Source organism: Streptomyces sp. NPDC052107, from assembly GCF_040680215.1.
GTDB lineage: Bacteria > Actinomycetota > Actinomycetes > Streptomycetales > Streptomycetaceae > Streptomyces.
Window position 1 is genome coordinate 17854 of record NZ_JBFAWG010000032.1, and the last position, 15324, is coordinate 33177.

Below are 15324 nucleotides of genomic sequence, written 5' to 3' on the forward strand. Positions count from 1 at the left end.
CGCGGCAGCGCCCCGCAGGGCGCGGGGAACTGCGCGATCAGCCACGACGGACCCACAGACGATCGACGGCCCGTCACGGCTTTCCCGCGGAGAGCTCAGTCACGGACCGGCACGCGCTCCGCTTCTGCCTCCTCCGCCGTGGACCTGGCGACCACGAGGGACCGCTGTGTACGACGGCTGCGCAGACCGGTGAGGGTGATCAGCAGGCCGGCCGCCGCGATGCCCGTGACGACCATGAAGCCGGGCCGGTAGCTGTCGAGGACGGCCTGCGGGGTGGCGTGCGCGGGGGCGCCCGCCGTCACCACGGCGGTGACCACCGCCAGGAAGATCGCGCCGCCCACCTGCACCGAGGTGTTGAGCAGACCGGAGACCATGCCCTGCTCGTGGTCCTCGACGCCGCTGGTGGCCTGGATGTTGAGCGACGGGAAGACCAGCGCGCAGGCCGCGCCGATCAGGAGCATGGACGGCAGGATCACGGCCGCGTACACCGGGTCGAGGTCGACGCGCAGGAACAGCGCGTAGCCGAGGACCATGAAGACGAATCCGGTCGCGATCAGGCGCGGGGTGCCGAACCGGTCGACGATCGCGCCGACCTTCGTGGCGGACACCGCCACCAGCGCGCCCGCCGGCAGGAACGCGAGCGCCGTGTGCAGCGCGGACCAGCCGAGCAGGGACTGCATGTACAGCGTGGTCAAGAACTGGAAGCCCACGTACGAGCCGAAGAAGGCGATCGCGCCGAGCTGGGCGCGCACCTGGCTGCCCGAGCGCAGCACGCCCAGCCGGATCAGCGGGCTCGGCGAGCGCCGCTCGACCAGGACGAAGACGGTCAGCAGCACGGCGACGGCGAGGAAGGACAGCAGCGTGCGGGCCGAGGCCCAGCCGGCCCCGGGGGCCTGGACGACGGTGAAGACCAGCAGCAGCATCGCCGCGGTGCCGAGGACGGCGCCGGGGATGTCGTAGCCGTCGTGGTTCTCCTCGCGGGCGCTGCGCGGCAGCAGCCGCAGGCCGGCGAGCAGCGCGAGGAGGGCGATCGGCGCGGGCAGCAGCATGGTGAAGCGCCAGCTGGCCTCGGTGAGCAGGCCCGAGAGCACCAGGCCCATGGAGAAGCCGGTGGCGGCGCAGGTGGTGTAGATGGAGAGGGCGCGGTTGCGCAGCGGGCCCTCAGGGAACGTCGTGGTGATGATCGACAGGCCGGCCGGAGCCGTGAAGGCCGCGCTCAGGCCCTTGATGAAACGGCTGGCGATCAGCAGCGGACCCGAGTCCACGAGCCCGCCGAGCAACGAGGCGAGCGCGAAGACGCCGAGGGCGACGAGGAACACCTGACGCCGGCCGAGCAGGTCGGCGGTGCGGCCGCCGAGCAGGAGCAGGCCGCCGTAGCCGAGGATGTAGCCGCTGACGATCCATTGCAGCGTCGACGTGGACAGGTGGAGGTCGGAGCCGATGGACGGCAGCGCGACGCCGACCATCGACACGTCCAGCGCGTCCAGGAACATCGCCGCGCAGAGCACCAGCAGGGTGCCCCACAGTCGGGGAGTCCAGCGAACCGCCGGCGACGGGGCCGCGGAGTGGGTGAGCGGTGAGGTCATGCGGAAGACACTACATGCGCATGCATCAGATGCAAATGCATTTAATTCCGATGCAATAATCTTGGTTCTCTGCTACGGTGCGCCCATGGCGTCGAACAGGGCCGAGCAGGCGCTCGTGGAGCAGTGGCGGGGCATCCTGGGGCTGCATGCCCGCACCCAGTGCGAGCTGGACCGGGCTCTGCACGGACACGGCCTGTGCGCCAGCGACTTCGAGGTCCTCGACCTGCTGGCCGAGGGCGCGGCGGCGGACGGCGGCTGCGCCTACCGTGTGCAGGAGATCTCCGAACGCGTCCATCTCAGCCAGAGCGCGCTGTCCCGGCTGATCGGGCGCCTGGAGAAGGACGACCTGGTCGAGCGCGCGATGTGCGCCGAGGACCGGCGCGGGGTCCGCGTGGCGCTCACGGCGAAGGGGCGCGCGCTGCACGGCGAGGTGCGGCCGGTGCAGCGCGCGGTGCTGACCCGGATGCTGGCCGAGGGCGACTGACCGGGCGTCAGATTCCGCCCTTCTCCCGCCAGAGCGCGGCCAGGGAGCGATCACCGGACACGCTCGGCACGGGCTCCCGATTCCACAGGGCGAGGTACAACTTGTCGGCGGGGCCCGACAGTTCGGCATCGGCCTCGTCCGCCGCGTCCCGGACGGTCACCGGCGGCTCGGCCGTGAGCTGTACGGTCCACACCGCCTCCGGCCCCGCGTCCAGCGCGCGTACCCGCAGCGCGCGCGGCTCCGGTGTGCGCACGCGACTCCTGGCGCGGGCGTGGAAACCGCGCAGCAGTTCGTCGATGCCGTCCACCGCGAAGTCCGGCGCGATCGGCGAGGCCGTACCGCCGCGCGCGGCCTCCGCGTCGTACCGGTGGACGGTCGTCTCGTGCGCCTGCCGGCGGGTCCAGAAGGCCAGCGCCGAGGGGTTGGGCGCCGGGTGGAAGGTCCAGCACTCCAGGTCGGCGGGCGCGGCGGCCAGGGTGTCGACCAGCAGGCGGTGACTGTCCCGGTACCAGTCCAGCAGTTCGTCTCCGTCCAGGTCCGGCAGGTCACCGAAGGGGCGAGGATCCGGTTGTCCGTCGGCGACGACGGCCGCGGCCCACCGGTGCACCGTGCCGATGTGCCGCAGGAGGTCGCGCACCTGCCACTCCGGGCAGGTCGGCACCTTGGCATCGGTCCCCGCCGTGGCGGCGGCCGCCGCGAGCAACCGGCCCTCCCGGTCCAGGGTCTGAAGGAAGTCGGCAGTGTCCATGGGGCTGAGTGTGCCGGATGGGGGTGCTCGACGGGTCGGTAATTCTCGGTGGGGGACCGGCTGGGCCTTCGGCGCGGCGGCTGACCGGGTGTTCTGCACCCAGAGCTGTTCGGGCCGGTCGCGGTGTGTCGGCCGGCCCCGTCTGCTCGATGCGCTCGGGGCCGGGTGGTGTCGGCTGTCGGCTCACGCGCCCAGCGTTCGCCGCGTGGACACCCCGATGGCCGTGGCGACGGCGGCCAGTGCCGCGACGCTGGTGAGCGCGGCCGGCAGGGAGAACCAGTCGGTCATGAACCCGATGGCGGGCGGCCCGAGCAGCATGCCGCCGTAGCCGAAGGTCGAGGCGACGGCCACGCCGGACGGACCGGTCAGCGTGCCCGCCCGCTCCACGGCGACCGGGAAGAGGTTGGCGAGCCCGAGTCCGGTGACGGCGAAGCCGATCAGCGCGGCCCACACGGACGGCGCGAGGGAGCCGAGCAGCATGCCCACCGCCGCGACGGTGCCGCCGGCGATCACCGTGCGGGCGCGGCCGAGGCGCTCCAGGAGGGTCGTGCCGGTTGCCCGGCCCACGGTCATGGCCAGCGCGAAACACGAGTACCCGGCCGCCGCCACGCCGGACGACGCCGCGAGGTCCTGCTGGAGGTGGAGCGCGCCCCAGTCGGCCATGGCGCCTTCGCCGTAGGCGGTGCACAGCGCGATCAGCCCGAAGACGACGACCAGCCCGCGGCCACCGGTTTGCCGCGCCGCGGCACGGTGCGGTTCCGGGGGCGAGGAGAGGGTGGGGTCCGCCGGGGCGGGCGGTTCCTGCCGCAGCAGGGCGCGCCCGGCGACGGCCGTGACGAGCAGCCCGATGAGGGCCAGGCCGAACAGATGCCGCGTGGGGGAGAGCGTGCCCGCGACCAGTCCGCCGAGACCGGCGCCGATCATGCCGCCGAGGCTGAACGCCGCATGGAACGACGGCATGATCGGCCGCCGCAACGCGGCCACCAGGTCGACGGCGGCGCTGTTGAAGGCGACGTTGATGCCGCCGTAAGCGGCGCCGAAGACGAGGAGTACGGCGCCGAGGGCAGGCGCGGAGTGGGTCAACGGGGGCAGGCTGACGCTGAGGCAGAGCAGGACGGCGCAGACCACGGTGACCGGATGGCTGCCGTAGCGGCGGCACAGCCGCCCGGTCAGGGTCATGGTGACGACAGCACCGGCGGAGACGCAGAGCAGGGCGAGGCCCAGGGCGCTGGCGGAGGAGTCGGTCTGCTGCTTGATGGCGGGGATACGGACGACCCAGCCCGCGAAGACGAAGCCGTCGAGGGCGAAGAAGGCCGTGAGCGCGACGCGGAGCCGGGAGAGATCGCGGCTGCCACCCGGCACGACGCTGTGCATTCGGGGTTTGTTTATTAGCGGCACAAAGTCAGGCTAGGCGGGGGCGCCGGTGCGGGGCAAGCGAAATGCCGAGCGCCGGGGCGGTCCCGGTGGGTCGATGGGTGCGAGGAGGCGCGAGCGGGGCGCGCTCGCGCCGGCGGTGGGCGTGACGGACAGGAGACGCCGGCGTTCCGTGCCCTGCCTGCCTGCCTGCCTGCCTGCCTGCCTTCGCGTGCCGCCCTATGTGTGCCCGTGTGACACCGCGCAGGTGCGGAGGCCGGCCCGCGTGACTCGGCCCATGCGACTCGGCGCCCGCAGCCCGCAGCCGATCGGTGACGGGCCCCGCACCCCCGCGCGTATCAGACCGGCTCGACCCCCTTCCCCGTCACCTTCAGCACCGTCCGCCCGCCGTGGTCCTCGCCGGAGGCGATCGCGACGACGGCCCGCGCGACCCCGGTCGCGTCGAGCGGCACCGGGAAGTGCTCCTTCAGATAGGCGTCGGCCGACTGGCCGGTCTCGGCGCCGTACGCGGCGGCCGCGGCCTCGCCGATCGCGGTTCCGGTCAGCAACTGGCCCGGGACCAGGGCGACGAACCGGACGCCGAGTCCGCGGGCGTCGGCTTCGCGCTGGAGACAGCCGACCAGGAACATCTGCGTCCGCTTGGCGCCGGCGTAGCCGCCCGACAGCGGTGAGCCGCCGAGCCCGGCGCCGCTGGAGAGGATCACCACGGTCGAGCCCGGCCGCAACGGCCGTGCGAGAGCGGCGCGGCCGACCTCGAAGGCGATCCTGACGTCGACGTGCCACGGGGCCGAGAACGACTCCCAGCTCTGCTCCGCGACCGGCGCCATCCGCGGCCGGGTACCCGCGGCGACCACGACGAGGTCCGGGTCGGCCTCCCCGAGGAGCGCCGTGATCTGCGCGGGATCCGTGGCGTCCCGCTCGTGACCGGCGGCCAGGACGCGGACACCGGCGGCGGTGAGGGCGTCGACGGTGGCGCGGCCGACGCTGCCGGCGGCGCCGATGACCAGGGCCTTGTGGATGTTCATGGGGTTCCTCCCGGATGCTTGATGCACGGCGGATGCGGATGTGGGTGGGTGGTGTCCGGGCGGTGTCGCCAGGCGCCCTTTCGCGCGGGCTGAACGGCTCAGGAGCCGGTGGATCGTGCCGCCGGCAGGCCGGCCAGCTGCCGTTCCAGGGCCTTCACCACGCCGCCGTGCCAGCCATCGGCCAGAGACGCCGACAGCGGGTCGGGGAAGATGTCCTCCTCGTTTTTCTCCACACCGTCGAAGACCGCGCGCGCCACGGACTCGGCCGACGCCTTCGGGATGTCGAGAGAGCGGGTCATGCCGGTGTCCACGGGGCCGGTCAGCACGGCGTGCACCCGCACGCCCCGTCCCGCGAGCAGGGTGCGCAGCGACTGCGTCAGGGAGAACGCGGCCGCCTTCGACACCGAGTAGGCCGGGAGCAGCGGAAGCGCCGCGAGGCTGTTCAGGGACAGGTTGTTGACGATCGCTCCCTGGGAGCGGAGCAGCAGCGGCAGAAAGGCCCGGATCACGTCGTAGGTGCCGAAGAGGTTGACGGCGAGATGCCGTTCGAGGGCGGTACGGTCGTCCAGCTCGTCGGGTACGGCGATGCCGGCGTTGTTGACCAGGACGTCGAGGGATCCGACCTCCTCGACGGCCCGGCGCAGCCGGTCCGCGTCCGTCACGTCCAGCTGCAGAGGCGTGACCCGCCGGTCGGGGTGGTCCAGTGGCGCGCGGGTACCGGCGTACACCCGCGCCGCACCCCTCGCCAGGGCCTCCTCCACCAGCTCCCGGCCGATGCCGCGATTGCCGCCGGTGATCAGAACGGCACTGCCCGCGATGTTCGTCACGGTGATCTCCCTCGGTGCGTTGCGAAAGTCGGTCGCTTGTAGAGACACGGGCGCCCCCGGCAGGTCACCGATGACTTTCCGGCCCGGACGGTGTCCTTACCGAGAGGACCGGTGGAAGAGCGGAAGTGGCGAGGCGAGGGATGCCGTGGTGACCGAGACGACCCTGGACCGTGCCCGGGCCGGCGACGGGGAGGCGTTCCGGGCGCTCACCGAGCAGCACCGGCGCGAGCTCCAGTTGCACTGCTACCGGATCCTCGGCTCCGTACAGGACGCGGAGGACATGGTCCAGGAGACTCTGCTGGCCGCCTGGCGCGGGCTGGACGGATTTCAGGGCCGGGCCTCCGTACGCGCCTGGCTGTACCGCATCGCGACCAACCGCTGTCTCAATGCCCTGCGCGACGCGGGCCGTCGGCCGCAGCCGCGCGAGCCGGCCCGCCCGCCGGTGGACGTGCCCGAGCCCACGCGCCGCTCCGAGGACATCTGGTACGAGCCCTACCCGGACGCCCTGCTGGCGGACCTGCCCGACAGCGCGCCGGGCCCCGAGGCCCGTTACGAGACGAGGGAGGCGCTGGCGCTGTCGTTCACGGCCGGGCTCCGGCATCTGCCGCCACGGCAGCGCGCGGTCCTGGTGCTGCGCGATGTGCTCGGCTTCCGTGCCGCCGAGGTGGCCGAACTCCTCGACAGCAGCGGTGTGTCGGTGAACAGCGCCCTGCAGCGCGCGCGTGCGGCGCTGGACGGCCGGCTTCCCGCACCGGGCCGGGACCGTGTGCCCCTGCCGCGCTCGGCACGGGAACGCGCGCTCGTCGGACGGTTCGTGGACGCGCTGGAGAACTCCGACGTCGACGGGCTCGTCGCGCTGCTCACCGAGGACGCCTGGCTGACGATGCCGCCCGAGCCGCTGGAGTACCAGGGGCACACGGCGATCGCCCGGTTCTACCGCGCCCTGTCCTGGTGGGGTGGCCGGGCGCTGCGCCTCGTACCCACGCGTGCGAACGGCCAGCCCGCGTTCGGCAGCTATCTGCGCGAGCCCGGCAGCCCGGTCGCACACGCCTACGGGCTTGTCGTTCTCACATTGCGAGACGACCGGATCTCCGCCATCACCCGCTTCGGCGACAACCAACTTCTGCCGCGCTTCGGCCTGCCCCGGACACTCCGGGACTAGATCCCGCGTGCCCAAGAATCGACCGATGTGGCCTTGACCAGCACCGACTTGTGCTCGCCCGGGCTGGCGACGGCGTCAACGCGGCGCGGCGGACGCCCCGTTCGGTGTGCTCCGAGGGCGTCCCGGCGCGCTCTGGGCTCGGATACAGGTCGGTTAATGCTTGCTCACGAGCTGGTTGCCGAGGGGTGAGCGGGCCATGATGGGCCCATGACGTTGGCCTCGCGCGCGCTCGCGCAACTGGCGACCTGGCCCGACCTGAGTCAGACGGACCCGAGCTGCGGCCTGGGACAGGGCGTGAGTTCGGCCCAGGGCGAGATCGCCCACTTCCACTCGGACCGCGATGTGGATCTGCGGCTGACCGACCGGGCGATCCGGCGGTTCGCCAAGGACCTCAGGGACTCGGGCGCGATCAGGATCGTGCCCGGTTCGCAGTGGGTGACCCTGCGCCTCGACGCGGCGAGCGACGTCGACCTGCTGCTGACCCTGGTGAGCGTGGCGCTCCAGGCCCAGCAGGCCTGGCCCGACCCGCTCGACCGGCCGGCGGCGGGCTGCAACGACCAGCGCGGAGCGGGGTTCGTGAAGGCCGACCTCGGCGGCATCTGAGCCGAGCCGGCGTGGCGCGGTCACTGTGAGGACAGGCCGACCGCACCGCTGAACTCGCGCCGGCTGTACGCCTCGAACGGCGCCGGCAGCACGGCGGGCACCCGGCGGCCGGTGCAGGGACCCTTCGTCGCCGTGAGTCCGCGCCCGTCGTCACACCGCGACGACCCGGACGCCCGCCTCCTCGAAGCGGCGTACCGTCTCCTGCCCCACGGCCGTGTCCGTCACGAGCGTGTCCACCAGCTCCGCCCCGCAGATCCGGGCGAACGCCCGCTGGCCCAGCTTGCTGGAGTCCGCGGCGACCACCACCCGCTCGGCGCGCTCGCACAGCAGCCGGTTGATCGCGGCCTCCGCCTCGTCATGGGCCGCCGCGCCGTGCGTGACGTCGAAGGCGACGACCCCGAGCACCGCCACGTCGAGCGTGATCTGACCGAGCACCCCGTCCGCGAGCGGGCCGATGAGCTCGAAGGACTGCGGGCGCGCCACACCGCCCGTCACCACGATCTTGAACTGCGGCCGTACGGCGAGCTCGTTGGCGATGTTGAGCGCGTTGGTGACGATGGTCAGCGCGGGCGATCCGGTGGCCAGATCGCCGCGTACGGCCAGGGCGCGGGCCACCTCCGTGGTGGTCGTGCCCCCGGTCAGCCCCACCGCCTCGCCCGGCGCGACGAGTTCGGCGACGGCCTTGGCGATGCGCTGCTTCTCCGTGGCGCGGCGGGCCGTCTTGTAGCGCAGGGGGAGTTCGTACGACACCCCGTGCACCACCGCGCCGCCCCGGGTGCGCACCAGCATCTGCTGCTCGGCGAGCTGGTCGAAGTCCCGGCGGATCGTCGCCGCCGACACCTCCAGCTCGGCCGCCGCCTCCTCCACCTCCAGCCGGCCGCGCTCGACGAGCAGTTCCAGCAGCGCCTTCCAGCGGGCGTCCCGGGACATCCGCAGCCTCCGTTCTCCGTGGTCCCGTGACCCTAGCGCACCGGACTCTGCGCTCGAATGCTTGATTGTGCTCGAAAGATCGCTATATCTTGCAGGAACAATCAGTCAGGGGAGGGTGTGGGCCATGACCCATGTCGAGGACGAGCTGAACAGTCAGCCGGAGTGCTGGATACGGGCGGCCGAGGAGGCGGAGCGGTACCGGGACGCGTTGCCGGGGCCGGGGGAGCGGGTCGCGATCGTGGGGTGCGGTACCTCGTACTTCATGGCGCAGGCGGTGGCCGCCCTGCGGGAGGGCGCCGGCCAGGGCGAGACCGACGCGTTCGCCGCGTCCGAGTTCCCCTGCGGGCGCCGGTACGACCGGGTGGTGGCCCTCACCCGCTCCGGCACCACCACCGAAGTACTCGAACTACTGGACGAGTTGCGGGGCCGGAATCGGACCACGGCCGTCACCGGCGATCCGGACACCCCGGTGGCCTCGGCCGCCGACGACCTCGTGGTGCTGGACTTCGCCGACGAACGCTCCGTCGTCCAGACCCGGTTCGCCACCACCGCCCTCACCCTCCTGCGCGCCCATCTCGGCCTGCACACCGACTCCGTGGTCGCCGACGCGCGCACGGCCCTCAGCACTCCTCTTCCCGAAGGGCTGGTCCTCTGCACCCAGTTCACCTTCCTCGGGCGCGGCTGGACCGTCGGGCTCGCGAACGAGGCCGGGCTGAAGATGCGTGAGGCATCGCTGTCCTGGACCGAGGCGTATCCGGCGATGGAGTACCGGCACGGCCCGATCAGCATCACCACCGAGGGCACGGCCACCTGGATGCTCGGCGAGGCACCCGACGGGCTCGCCGAACAGGTTCGCGCCACCGGCGGCCGGTGGATCGCCGGCGGGCTCGATCCGCTCGCCGAGCTCGTCCGCGTCCAGCGGCTCGCGGTCGCCGTCGCCGCCACCCGTGGCCTCGACCCCGACCAGCCCCGCCATCTCACCCGCTCGGTGATCCTCGCCCCCTGAGCCCCGGCCCGCGCCCGGAAGGACACCTCACGTGCCCCTCGCGTCCACCGGCGAGCTGGTCACCGCAGCCGCCGCAACCAGCTCCGCCGTCGCCGCGTTCAACGTCATCACCCTGGAACACGTCGAGGCCGTCATCGCCGGCGCCGAGTCGGCCGGCGCGCCCGTCGTGCTCCAGGTCAGCGAGAACGCCGTCAAGTTCCGCTACGGGCGGCTGCTGCCGCTGGCCCGGGCCGCCGTCGCCGCCGCCGAACGCGCCGCCGTTCCGGCCGCGTTGCACCTGGACCATGTCCAGAGCGACCACCTGCTGCGCCAGGCGCTCGACGCCGGGTTCAGCTCGGTGATGTACGACGCGGCCCGGCTGCCGTACGCCGACAACCTCTCCGCCACCCGGGCCGCCGCCGACTGGGTGCACGCCCAAGGGCTGTGGATCGAGGCCGAGTTGGGTCAAATCGGCGGCAAGGACGGCAGGCTCCCGCTGGACGCCCACGCGCCCGGCGCCCGCACCGACCCCGACCAGGCCCGCGACTTCGTCGCCCGCACCGGGGTCGACGCCCTCGCCGTGGCCATCGGCAGCGTGCACGCCATGACGACCCGCACCGCCACCCTCGATCACGGCCTGCTGAAGCGCCTGTCCGCCGCGCTGTCCACGCCCCTGGTCCTGCACGGCTCCTCCGGCGTGCCCGACGACGGACTGGTCGCTGCGGTCGCGGGCGGTATCGCAAAGGTCAACGTCGGCACCGCCCTCAACGCGGCCATGACGGGCGCGATCCGGGACTTCCTCGCCGCCCACCCGGAGGCCGTCGACTCACGCAAGTACCTCGGCGTGGGCAGGGAGGCGATGGCCCGGGAGGTGGCGCGCATCATCGGCGTTCTGGGCCGCGCCGGCACCTGACCAGGGGCCGCCCGGCTCCGGGTTGGCGCACCTGCCCGCCGGGGCGCGGACGAACGCCGGGGCGTGGGTGACCACATACCCACCCACCCATGGGCGGGTGCGTATGTGGTTTCTGGCCGACATCACCAACCATCTCTCCGCCCTCGCAGAGGTCGCAACTCGGCCGACGGGGCGGAGCGGACGAAGCGTCAGACGACCTCGGCGGGCCGAGGGGCGATGGGGCTCCGTCGCCGGCCACGGCACCGCCGAAATGGCCTCCGGTCCGGCCACTAGCCCCTCTTGACCGCCTTCAGCACCACGAACTTCGGGTCCGACGCGACCAGTTCACAGTTCCCGAACAACCGCCTCAGCTTCACGTGATAGCCCAGGTGCCGGTTACCGATCACCCACAGCTCACCCCCCGGCCGCAGCGCGCGCCGCGCCCCTGTGAACATCCGCCACGCCGTCGCGTCGGTCGTGGCCTGGTGGGAGTGGAACGGCGGGTTGTTCAGGACCAGGTCCACACTGCCGGGCGCCACTCCGGCCAGCCCGTCACCGACCCGGAACTCCGCGTGTCCCGGCACCCCGTTGGCCTTGTACGTCGCCTCCGCCGAGGCCACCGCCTGGAAGGACTCGTCCACGAACAGCACCTCGGCCGACGCATCGGCGAGCGCCACCGCCGTACCGACCACGCCGTTGCCGCACCCGAGGTCCACCACGCGGCCCGCACCCGGTCCGGGCAGGTGCTGGAGGAGGAAGCGGGTGCCGATGTCGAGGCGGTCGGCGCAGAAGACGCCGGCGTGGTTGACGACCGGGCGCCCGGAGACCGCGCCGATGCCGTCCGGGAGGACATAACCGTACGGCCACGGATTCGCCGGCCGCTCCAGCGCCGGGTCCGGGGTGCAGAAGATCAGCCGGGCCTTCTGCTGTGCCAGCGAGGTCCGGGTCGGGCCGAGGATCCGCTCGAACAGCTGGATCGTGGAGGTGTGGATCTCCTTCACCATCCCGGTGCCGACGACCACCGTGCCGGCGTGCACGGCGGGCGCCAGCCGCAGCAGCTGGTCCTCCAGCAGCGCCAGGCTCTTCGGCACCCGCACCAGCAGCACATCCACCCGCTGCGGCGGCGGATCCTGGGTGGTCAGCAACTGGACGCCACCGGGCTCGACACCGGCCCGCGCCAGATTCGCCCGGGTCGCCTCCTGGCTCAGGAAGGAGTCGGTGATCTGCGTCGGCCGGTGCTGCGCGAGCGCCGTGGCCAGCGCCCCCCAGCGGTCCCCGAGCACCACGAGCGAGCCGGTGAGCGGCACCCCCTCCTCGGCCAGGTGGCGCAGCAGGTACGCGTCGGAGGCGTCCCAGGCGCGCAGCCGGTCGCGGGGATCCTCGGGGAAGCGGGACAGCTCGACCTCGCCCCACGGTGTCGTCATTCGGTCGCTCATCGTGCCTCCCAGGCTAGCGGAGCCGCAGCTCAGGGCTGGTGGGGCGGGCCTGCGGCAAGATTGAGCGTGTGGACGCGGAGCTGTTTCCCCGGGAGCGCGCTCAGGTCGCGCCGGGCGCCGTGCACGTCCCGGACTGGCTGGACGCCGACGAGCAGCGCGACCTGCTCGCCGCCTGCCGCCAGTGGGCGCGGCCGCCGGCCGGACTGCGCACCGTGCGCACCCCGGGCGGCGGCACGATGACCGCCCGGCAGGTCTGCCTCGGCTGGCACTGGTACCCGTACGCCTACGCCCGCACAGCCGTCGACGGCGACGGCGCCCCCGTGAAGCCGTTCCCGGCCTGGCTCGGCGAGCTGGGCCGCCGCGCCGCCGTCACCGCGCTGGGCCCGCAGGAGCCGTACGCGTACGACATCGCGCTGATCAACTTCTACGACGGCGAGGCCCGCATGGGCATGCACCGCGACAGCGACGAACGGGCGGACGCGCCGGTGGTGTCGCTGAGCCTGGGCGACACATGCGTCTTCCGGTTCGGGAACACCGAGACGCGCGCCAAGCCCTACACGGACGTCGAGCTGCGCAGCGGCGACCTGTTCGTCTTCGGCGGGCCCTCCCGGCTCGCCCACCACGGGGTTCCGCGGGTGTACGGCGGCACCGCGCCGACCGGGTTGGGCCTGTCCGGACGTCTGAACATCACGCTTCGGGTCAGCGGCCGGTAGGCCGCCGCACCTGCGGATCATGGGAGACTCGCCCTCATGAGCGGCAAGGCGGATCCCCGGACGGCGGGGGAGAGGACCACCTCGAGGGCGCGGCTGGACCGAGGGCGCGGAGCGCTCGGACCCGCGCTGGAGCTGGTGCACACCGGGCGGGCACCGACCCGGGCCGTGCTCACCGCGGAACTCGGGGTCACCCGGGCGACCGCGGGGGCGGTGGCCGCCGAGCTGGAGGCGCTCGGACTGATTCGCGTGGACGCCCGGCCGGGCGCCGCGGCCGGTTCGCAGGGCCGCCCCTCGCACCGGCTGGAGGTCGCCGGGGACGGCCCGGTGGCGCTCGCCGCGCAGGTTCACGCCGACGGCTTCCGGGCCGCTCTGGTCGGCCTCGGCGGGCGGATCGTGGCGACCGCGCCCGGGTGCGAGACCGTCGACGCGGACCCGGCGAAGGTGCTCGGCTCCGTCGTCGAGGCGGGCGCGGATCTGCTGCGCACGACCGGCCGCCGCTGTGTCGGCGCCGGACTCGCCGTGCCGTCCGCCGTGGCCGAGCCCGACGGTCTCGCCCTCAACCCGCTGCACCTGGCCTGGCCCGTCGGCGCCCCGGTCCGGCGGATCTTCGCGGAGTGCGTGCGCGCGGCGGGCATCACCGGCCCGGCCTTCGCGGGCAACGACGTCAACCTCGCCGCGCTCGCCGAACACCGGCACGGCGCCGGCCGGGGCGCCCGGGACCTGCTGTGCGTGGCCACCGGACACCGCGGTGTCGGCGGCGCGCTGGTGCTGGACGGCCGCCTGCACACCGGCAGTTCGGGGCTCGCCCTGGAGGTCGGCCACCTCACCGTCAACCCGGAGGGCCGGCCCTGCCACTGCGGCAGCCGCGGCTGTCTGGACGTCGAGGCCGACCCGCTGGCCCTGCTGGTCGAGGCCGGCCGCGAGCCGGGCCCCGAGGTGTCCCTGCTCCAGCAGGCCAACGACCTGCTGCGCACCCAGTACGACTACCCGGCCGTGCGCAGAGCCGCCGAGGCCCTGATCGACCGCCTGGGCCTGGGCCTGGCCGGACTGGTCAACATCCTCAACCCCGACCGCATCATCCTCGGCGGCCTCCACCGCACCCTCCTGGACGCCGACCCCGGCCGGCTCCGCGCGGTCGTCGCCGACCGCAGCCTGTGGGGCCAGAGCGGCGGAGTACCGATCCTTCCCTGCACCCTGGACCACAACAGCCTGGTCGGCGCGGCCGAGCTGGCCTGGCAGCCGGTACTGGACGACCCCCTGGGGGCGCTGCGCTGACGGCGGTCCGGCCCCCTCGGTGGCACTTCCCTGCCACCCGGCAGCAGCGCTCGGCACCTCACCCGGCCGGCACCCCTGCCGCTGGTGAACCGCCAACGGCGCCAGGCGCGCCCCCGAACACGGGCAGCTCCGCCCGCCGCCCGGAACGCGGCCAGCTCGGCCCGCGCCGCCGCCAGGTCGTTCAGCGCCTGGCCCGGCAACTGCGGGCTGCGCAGGAAGAGATGGTCGTGCGCGTCGCACACGCCCAGCTCCTCGGGCCGGATGTCGCCGAGGACCGTACGGACGTGGCTCACCACTGCCGCCCGCGCGGGAGCCGGTCGCGGCCCGGCGCGGACAGGTGCAGCACCTGGTAGAGGTCCCCGTCGGCCCTGGGCGTGTCGTGCTCCCAGAGCGAGAAGTGGACCAGCTCCCACGCGCGCGTGTCGACGGCCGCCGCCGCGAGGACCGCGCCGTTCTCCGTCGCCAGCCGCCCGGTCTCGGCCGCCGCGTCCGCCATGAACGCGGCCAGCTCCACGCCCTCCGGCACCGGTTGACGCCGCCGTACGGCGAACGCGGGCGCTGCCCCGGTCGCGGTGCCCTCCTCGAACGCCAGGCCCGTCCACTGACGGACCGCCGGCCGCCCGAAGTCGTCCACGGGCCCCTGGAAGGCACCTCCCCACAGGAAGCTGTTCATGCCCTCCATGGTGTTCCAGAGGTAGAACGGCCCGTACTCGTTCACCGGCGAGCCGTGCACCCCGCGCTCGCGCAGCACGTACGTCTTGATGCCGAGGCCGTCCCAGTCGTCCAGCAGGTGCCCGACCCGGGCGACACGGGAGCGGATGACGCCCATGTCGTAGTCGGCGGGAAGGGTGAACTCGTAGTGCATGGCATGCATCTCGCGCATCCCTTTCTCAGGCGGGGTAGTCGTCCACGTGCGCGTGCCACTCGGTCGTCGTGCCGTCCTCGGCGGCCTCCACGACCGCGAGGTGGGTCATGAAGGTGCGAGGCGCGGCGCCGTGCCAGTGCCACTCGTCCGGCTCGATCCACACCGTGTCGCCCGCGCGGACCGCTTCCGCCTCGCCGCCCTTGCGCCGCACCAGCCCCTCGCCGTCCAGCACGTGCAGCACCTGCCCGTGCTGGTGCCGGTGCCAGGCCGTGTGGGCGCCCGGAGCGAAGTGGACGTTGAACATGCGCAGCCGCGAGGGAGCGGCCGGGGACGGCCATCTCGTCCAGCCAGACCATGCCGGTGAAGTTCTCCGCCGGGCCCTGCCGCGTGTCGGGACGCCGTCCGGTGATGTGCACCGA

15 protein-coding genes and 2 pseudogenes are annotated in these 15324 nt (G+C 73.4%); 7 read left to right on the forward strand and 10 right to left on the reverse strand.

Going from position 1 to position 15324, the window contains the following annotated elements; translation table 11 throughout:
- Positions 1-95 precede the first annotated feature (95 nt).
- Complete coding sequence (locus tag AB0M27_RS28110) at positions 96-1586, reverse strand: MFS transporter (RefSeq protein WP_365725347.1); 1491 nt, start codon at positions 1584-1586, stop codon at positions 96-98.
- Between the two features lie 85 nt (positions 1587-1671).
- On the opposite strand from AB0M27_RS28110, the gene AB0M27_RS28115 reads away from it, so the two are divergent.
- On the forward strand, positions 1672-2070 hold the full coding sequence (locus AB0M27_RS28115; RefSeq protein WP_365725350.1) for a MarR family transcriptional regulator: 399 nt from the start codon (positions 1672-1674) through the stop codon (positions 2068-2070).
- Between the two features lie 7 nt (positions 2071-2077).
- Here the strand turns inward: AB0M27_RS28115 and AB0M27_RS28120 are convergent, their stop codons facing one another.
- The 4 genes from AB0M27_RS28120 to AB0M27_RS28135 all read right to left on the reverse strand — a co-directional run bounded on the left by AB0M27_RS28120 (position 2078) and on the right by AB0M27_RS28135 (position 6044).
- Positions 2078-2818 (reverse strand): maleylpyruvate isomerase family mycothiol-dependent enzyme, encoded by a 741-nt coding sequence (locus tag AB0M27_RS28120; protein WP_365725355.1) that lies wholly within the window; start codon positions 2816-2818, stop codon positions 2078-2080.
- A 183-nt stretch (positions 2819-3001) separates the two neighbouring features.
- Complete coding sequence (locus AB0M27_RS28125; protein WP_365725357.1) at positions 3002-4192, reverse strand: MFS transporter; 1191 nt, start codon at positions 4190-4192, stop codon at positions 3002-3004.
- Between the two features lie 338 nt (positions 4193-4530).
- Positions 4531-5217: an SDR family oxidoreductase gene (locus tag AB0M27_RS28130; protein WP_365725359.1), complete on the reverse strand. Its 687-nt coding sequence runs from the start codon at positions 5215-5217 to the stop codon at positions 4531-4533.
- Between the two features lie 98 nt (positions 5218-5315).
- Entirely contained in the window at positions 5316-6044 is a 729-nt protein-coding gene (locus AB0M27_RS28135) for an SDR family NAD(P)-dependent oxidoreductase (protein WP_365725361.1), read from the reverse strand.
- A gap of 148 nt (positions 6045-6192) precedes the next feature.
- Between AB0M27_RS28135 and AB0M27_RS28140 the strand changes: the two genes are divergently transcribed.
- Complete coding sequence (locus tag AB0M27_RS28140) at positions 6193-7206, forward strand: sigma-70 family RNA polymerase sigma factor (RefSeq protein ID WP_365725362.1); 1014 nt, start codon at positions 6193-6195, stop codon at positions 7204-7206.
- Between the two features lie 207 nt (positions 7207-7413).
- Positions 7414-7809 (forward strand): luciferase family protein, encoded by a 396-nt coding sequence (locus tag AB0M27_RS28145; RefSeq protein WP_365725363.1) that lies wholly within the window; start codon positions 7414-7416, stop codon positions 7807-7809.
- 150 nt (positions 7810-7959) lie between these two features.
- On the opposite strand, the gene AB0M27_RS28150 is transcribed toward AB0M27_RS28145, so the two are convergent.
- Positions 7960-8739, reverse strand: coding sequence for a DeoR/GlpR family DNA-binding transcription regulator (locus AB0M27_RS28150; RefSeq protein ID WP_365725365.1), 780 nt, complete (start codon positions 8737-8739; stop codon positions 7960-7962).
- Positions 8740-8863: 124 nt separating this feature from the next.
- Here AB0M27_RS28150 and AB0M27_RS28155 point away from each other — a divergent pair, with 124 nt between their 5' ends.
- Both AB0M27_RS28155 and AB0M27_RS28160 read left to right on the forward strand, forming a co-directional pair.
- Positions 8864-9745: an SIS domain-containing protein gene (locus AB0M27_RS28155; protein ID WP_365725367.1), complete on the forward strand. Its 882-nt coding sequence runs from the start codon at positions 8864-8866 to the stop codon at positions 9743-9745.
- Between the two features lie 31 nt (positions 9746-9776).
- Positions 9777-10637 (forward strand): class II fructose-bisphosphate aldolase, encoded by an 861-nt coding sequence (locus tag AB0M27_RS28160; RefSeq protein ID WP_365725368.1) that lies wholly within the window; start codon positions 9777-9779, stop codon positions 10635-10637.
- A gap of 269 nt (positions 10638-10906) precedes the next feature.
- Here the strand turns inward: AB0M27_RS28160 and AB0M27_RS28165 are convergent, their stop codons facing one another.
- Positions 10907-12040, reverse strand: coding sequence for a methyltransferase (locus AB0M27_RS28165; RefSeq protein ID WP_365725452.1), 1134 nt, complete (start codon positions 12038-12040; stop codon positions 10907-10909).
- Positions 12041-12120: 80 nt separating this feature from the next.
- Between AB0M27_RS28165 and AB0M27_RS28170 the strand changes: the two genes are divergently transcribed.
- Both AB0M27_RS28170 and AB0M27_RS28175 read left to right on the forward strand, forming a co-directional pair.
- A complete protein-coding gene (locus tag AB0M27_RS28170) occupies positions 12121-12765 on the forward strand; it encodes an alpha-ketoglutarate-dependent dioxygenase AlkB (protein WP_365725370.1) in 645 nt (214 codons plus the stop codon).
- A gap of 36 nt (positions 12766-12801) precedes the next feature.
- Positions 12802-14040 (forward strand): ROK family protein, encoded by a 1239-nt coding sequence (locus tag AB0M27_RS28175; protein ID WP_365725372.1) that lies wholly within the window; start codon positions 12802-12804, stop codon positions 14038-14040.
- Positions 14041-14162: 122 nt separating this feature from the next.
- On the opposite strand, the pseudogene AB0M27_RS28180 reads toward AB0M27_RS28175, so the two are convergent.
- The 3 genes and pseudogenes from AB0M27_RS28180 to AB0M27_RS28190 form a co-directional block, all read right to left on the reverse strand.
- Positions 14163-14336: pseudogene (locus tag AB0M27_RS28180) on the reverse strand (phosphotriesterase); the annotation flags it as partial.
- The gene (locus AB0M27_RS28185) at positions 14330-14914 is read right to left on the reverse strand and encodes a DUF4865 family protein (RefSeq protein ID WP_365725374.1); all 585 of its coding nucleotides are present in this window, start codon (positions 14912-14914) and stop codon (positions 14330-14332) included. The pseudogene AB0M27_RS28180 and the gene AB0M27_RS28185, both read right to left, overlap by 7 nt.
- A gap of 16 nt (positions 14915-14930) precedes the next feature.
- Positions 14931-15321 (reverse strand): annotated as a pseudogene (locus tag AB0M27_RS28190) (cupin domain-containing protein).
- Positions 15322-15324 lie beyond the last annotated feature (3 nt).

What these genes read in the sequence shown, in the direction of transcription:
- AB0M27_RS28150 (WP_365725365.1), bottom strand. Translation starts at nt 8,739, where the DNA reads ATGTCCCGGGACGCCCGCTGGAAGGCGCTGCTGGAACTGCTCGTCGAG.
- AB0M27_RS28125 (WP_365725357.1), bottom strand. Translation starts at nt 4,192, where the DNA reads ATGCACAGCGTCGTGCCGGGTGGCAGCCGCGATCTCTCCCGGCTCCGC.
- AB0M27_RS28145 (WP_365725363.1), top strand. Translation starts at nt 7,414, where the DNA reads ATGACGTTGGCCTCGCGCGCGCTCGCGCAACTGGCGACCTGGCCCGAC.
- AB0M27_RS28165 (WP_365725452.1), bottom strand. Translation starts at nt 12,040, where the DNA reads ATGACGACACCGTGGGGCGAGGTCGAGCTGTCCCGCTTCCCCGAGGAT.
- AB0M27_RS28185 (WP_365725374.1), bottom strand. Translation starts at nt 14,914, where the DNA reads ATGCATGCCATGCACTACGAGTTCACCCTTCCCGCCGACTACGACATG.
- AB0M27_RS28175 (WP_365725372.1), top strand. Translation starts at nt 12,802, where the DNA reads ATGAGCGGCAAGGCGGATCCCCGGACGGCGGGGGAGAGGACCACCTCG.
- AB0M27_RS28110 (WP_365725347.1), bottom strand. Translation starts at nt 1,586, where the DNA reads ATGACCTCACCGCTCACCCACTCCGCGGCCCCGTCGCCGGCGGTTCGC.
- AB0M27_RS28130 (WP_365725359.1), bottom strand. Translation starts at nt 5,217, where the DNA reads ATGAACATCCACAAGGCCCTGGTCATCGGCGCCGCCGGCAGCGTCGGC.
- AB0M27_RS28115 (WP_365725350.1), top strand. Translation starts at nt 1,672, where the DNA reads ATGGCGTCGAACAGGGCCGAGCAGGCGCTCGTGGAGCAGTGGCGGGGC.
- AB0M27_RS28120 (WP_365725355.1), bottom strand. Translation starts at nt 2,818, where the DNA reads ATGGACACTGCCGACTTCCTTCAGACCCTGGACCGGGAGGGCCGGTTG.
- AB0M27_RS28155 (WP_365725367.1), top strand. Translation starts at nt 8,864, where the DNA reads ATGACCCATGTCGAGGACGAGCTGAACAGTCAGCCGGAGTGCTGGATA.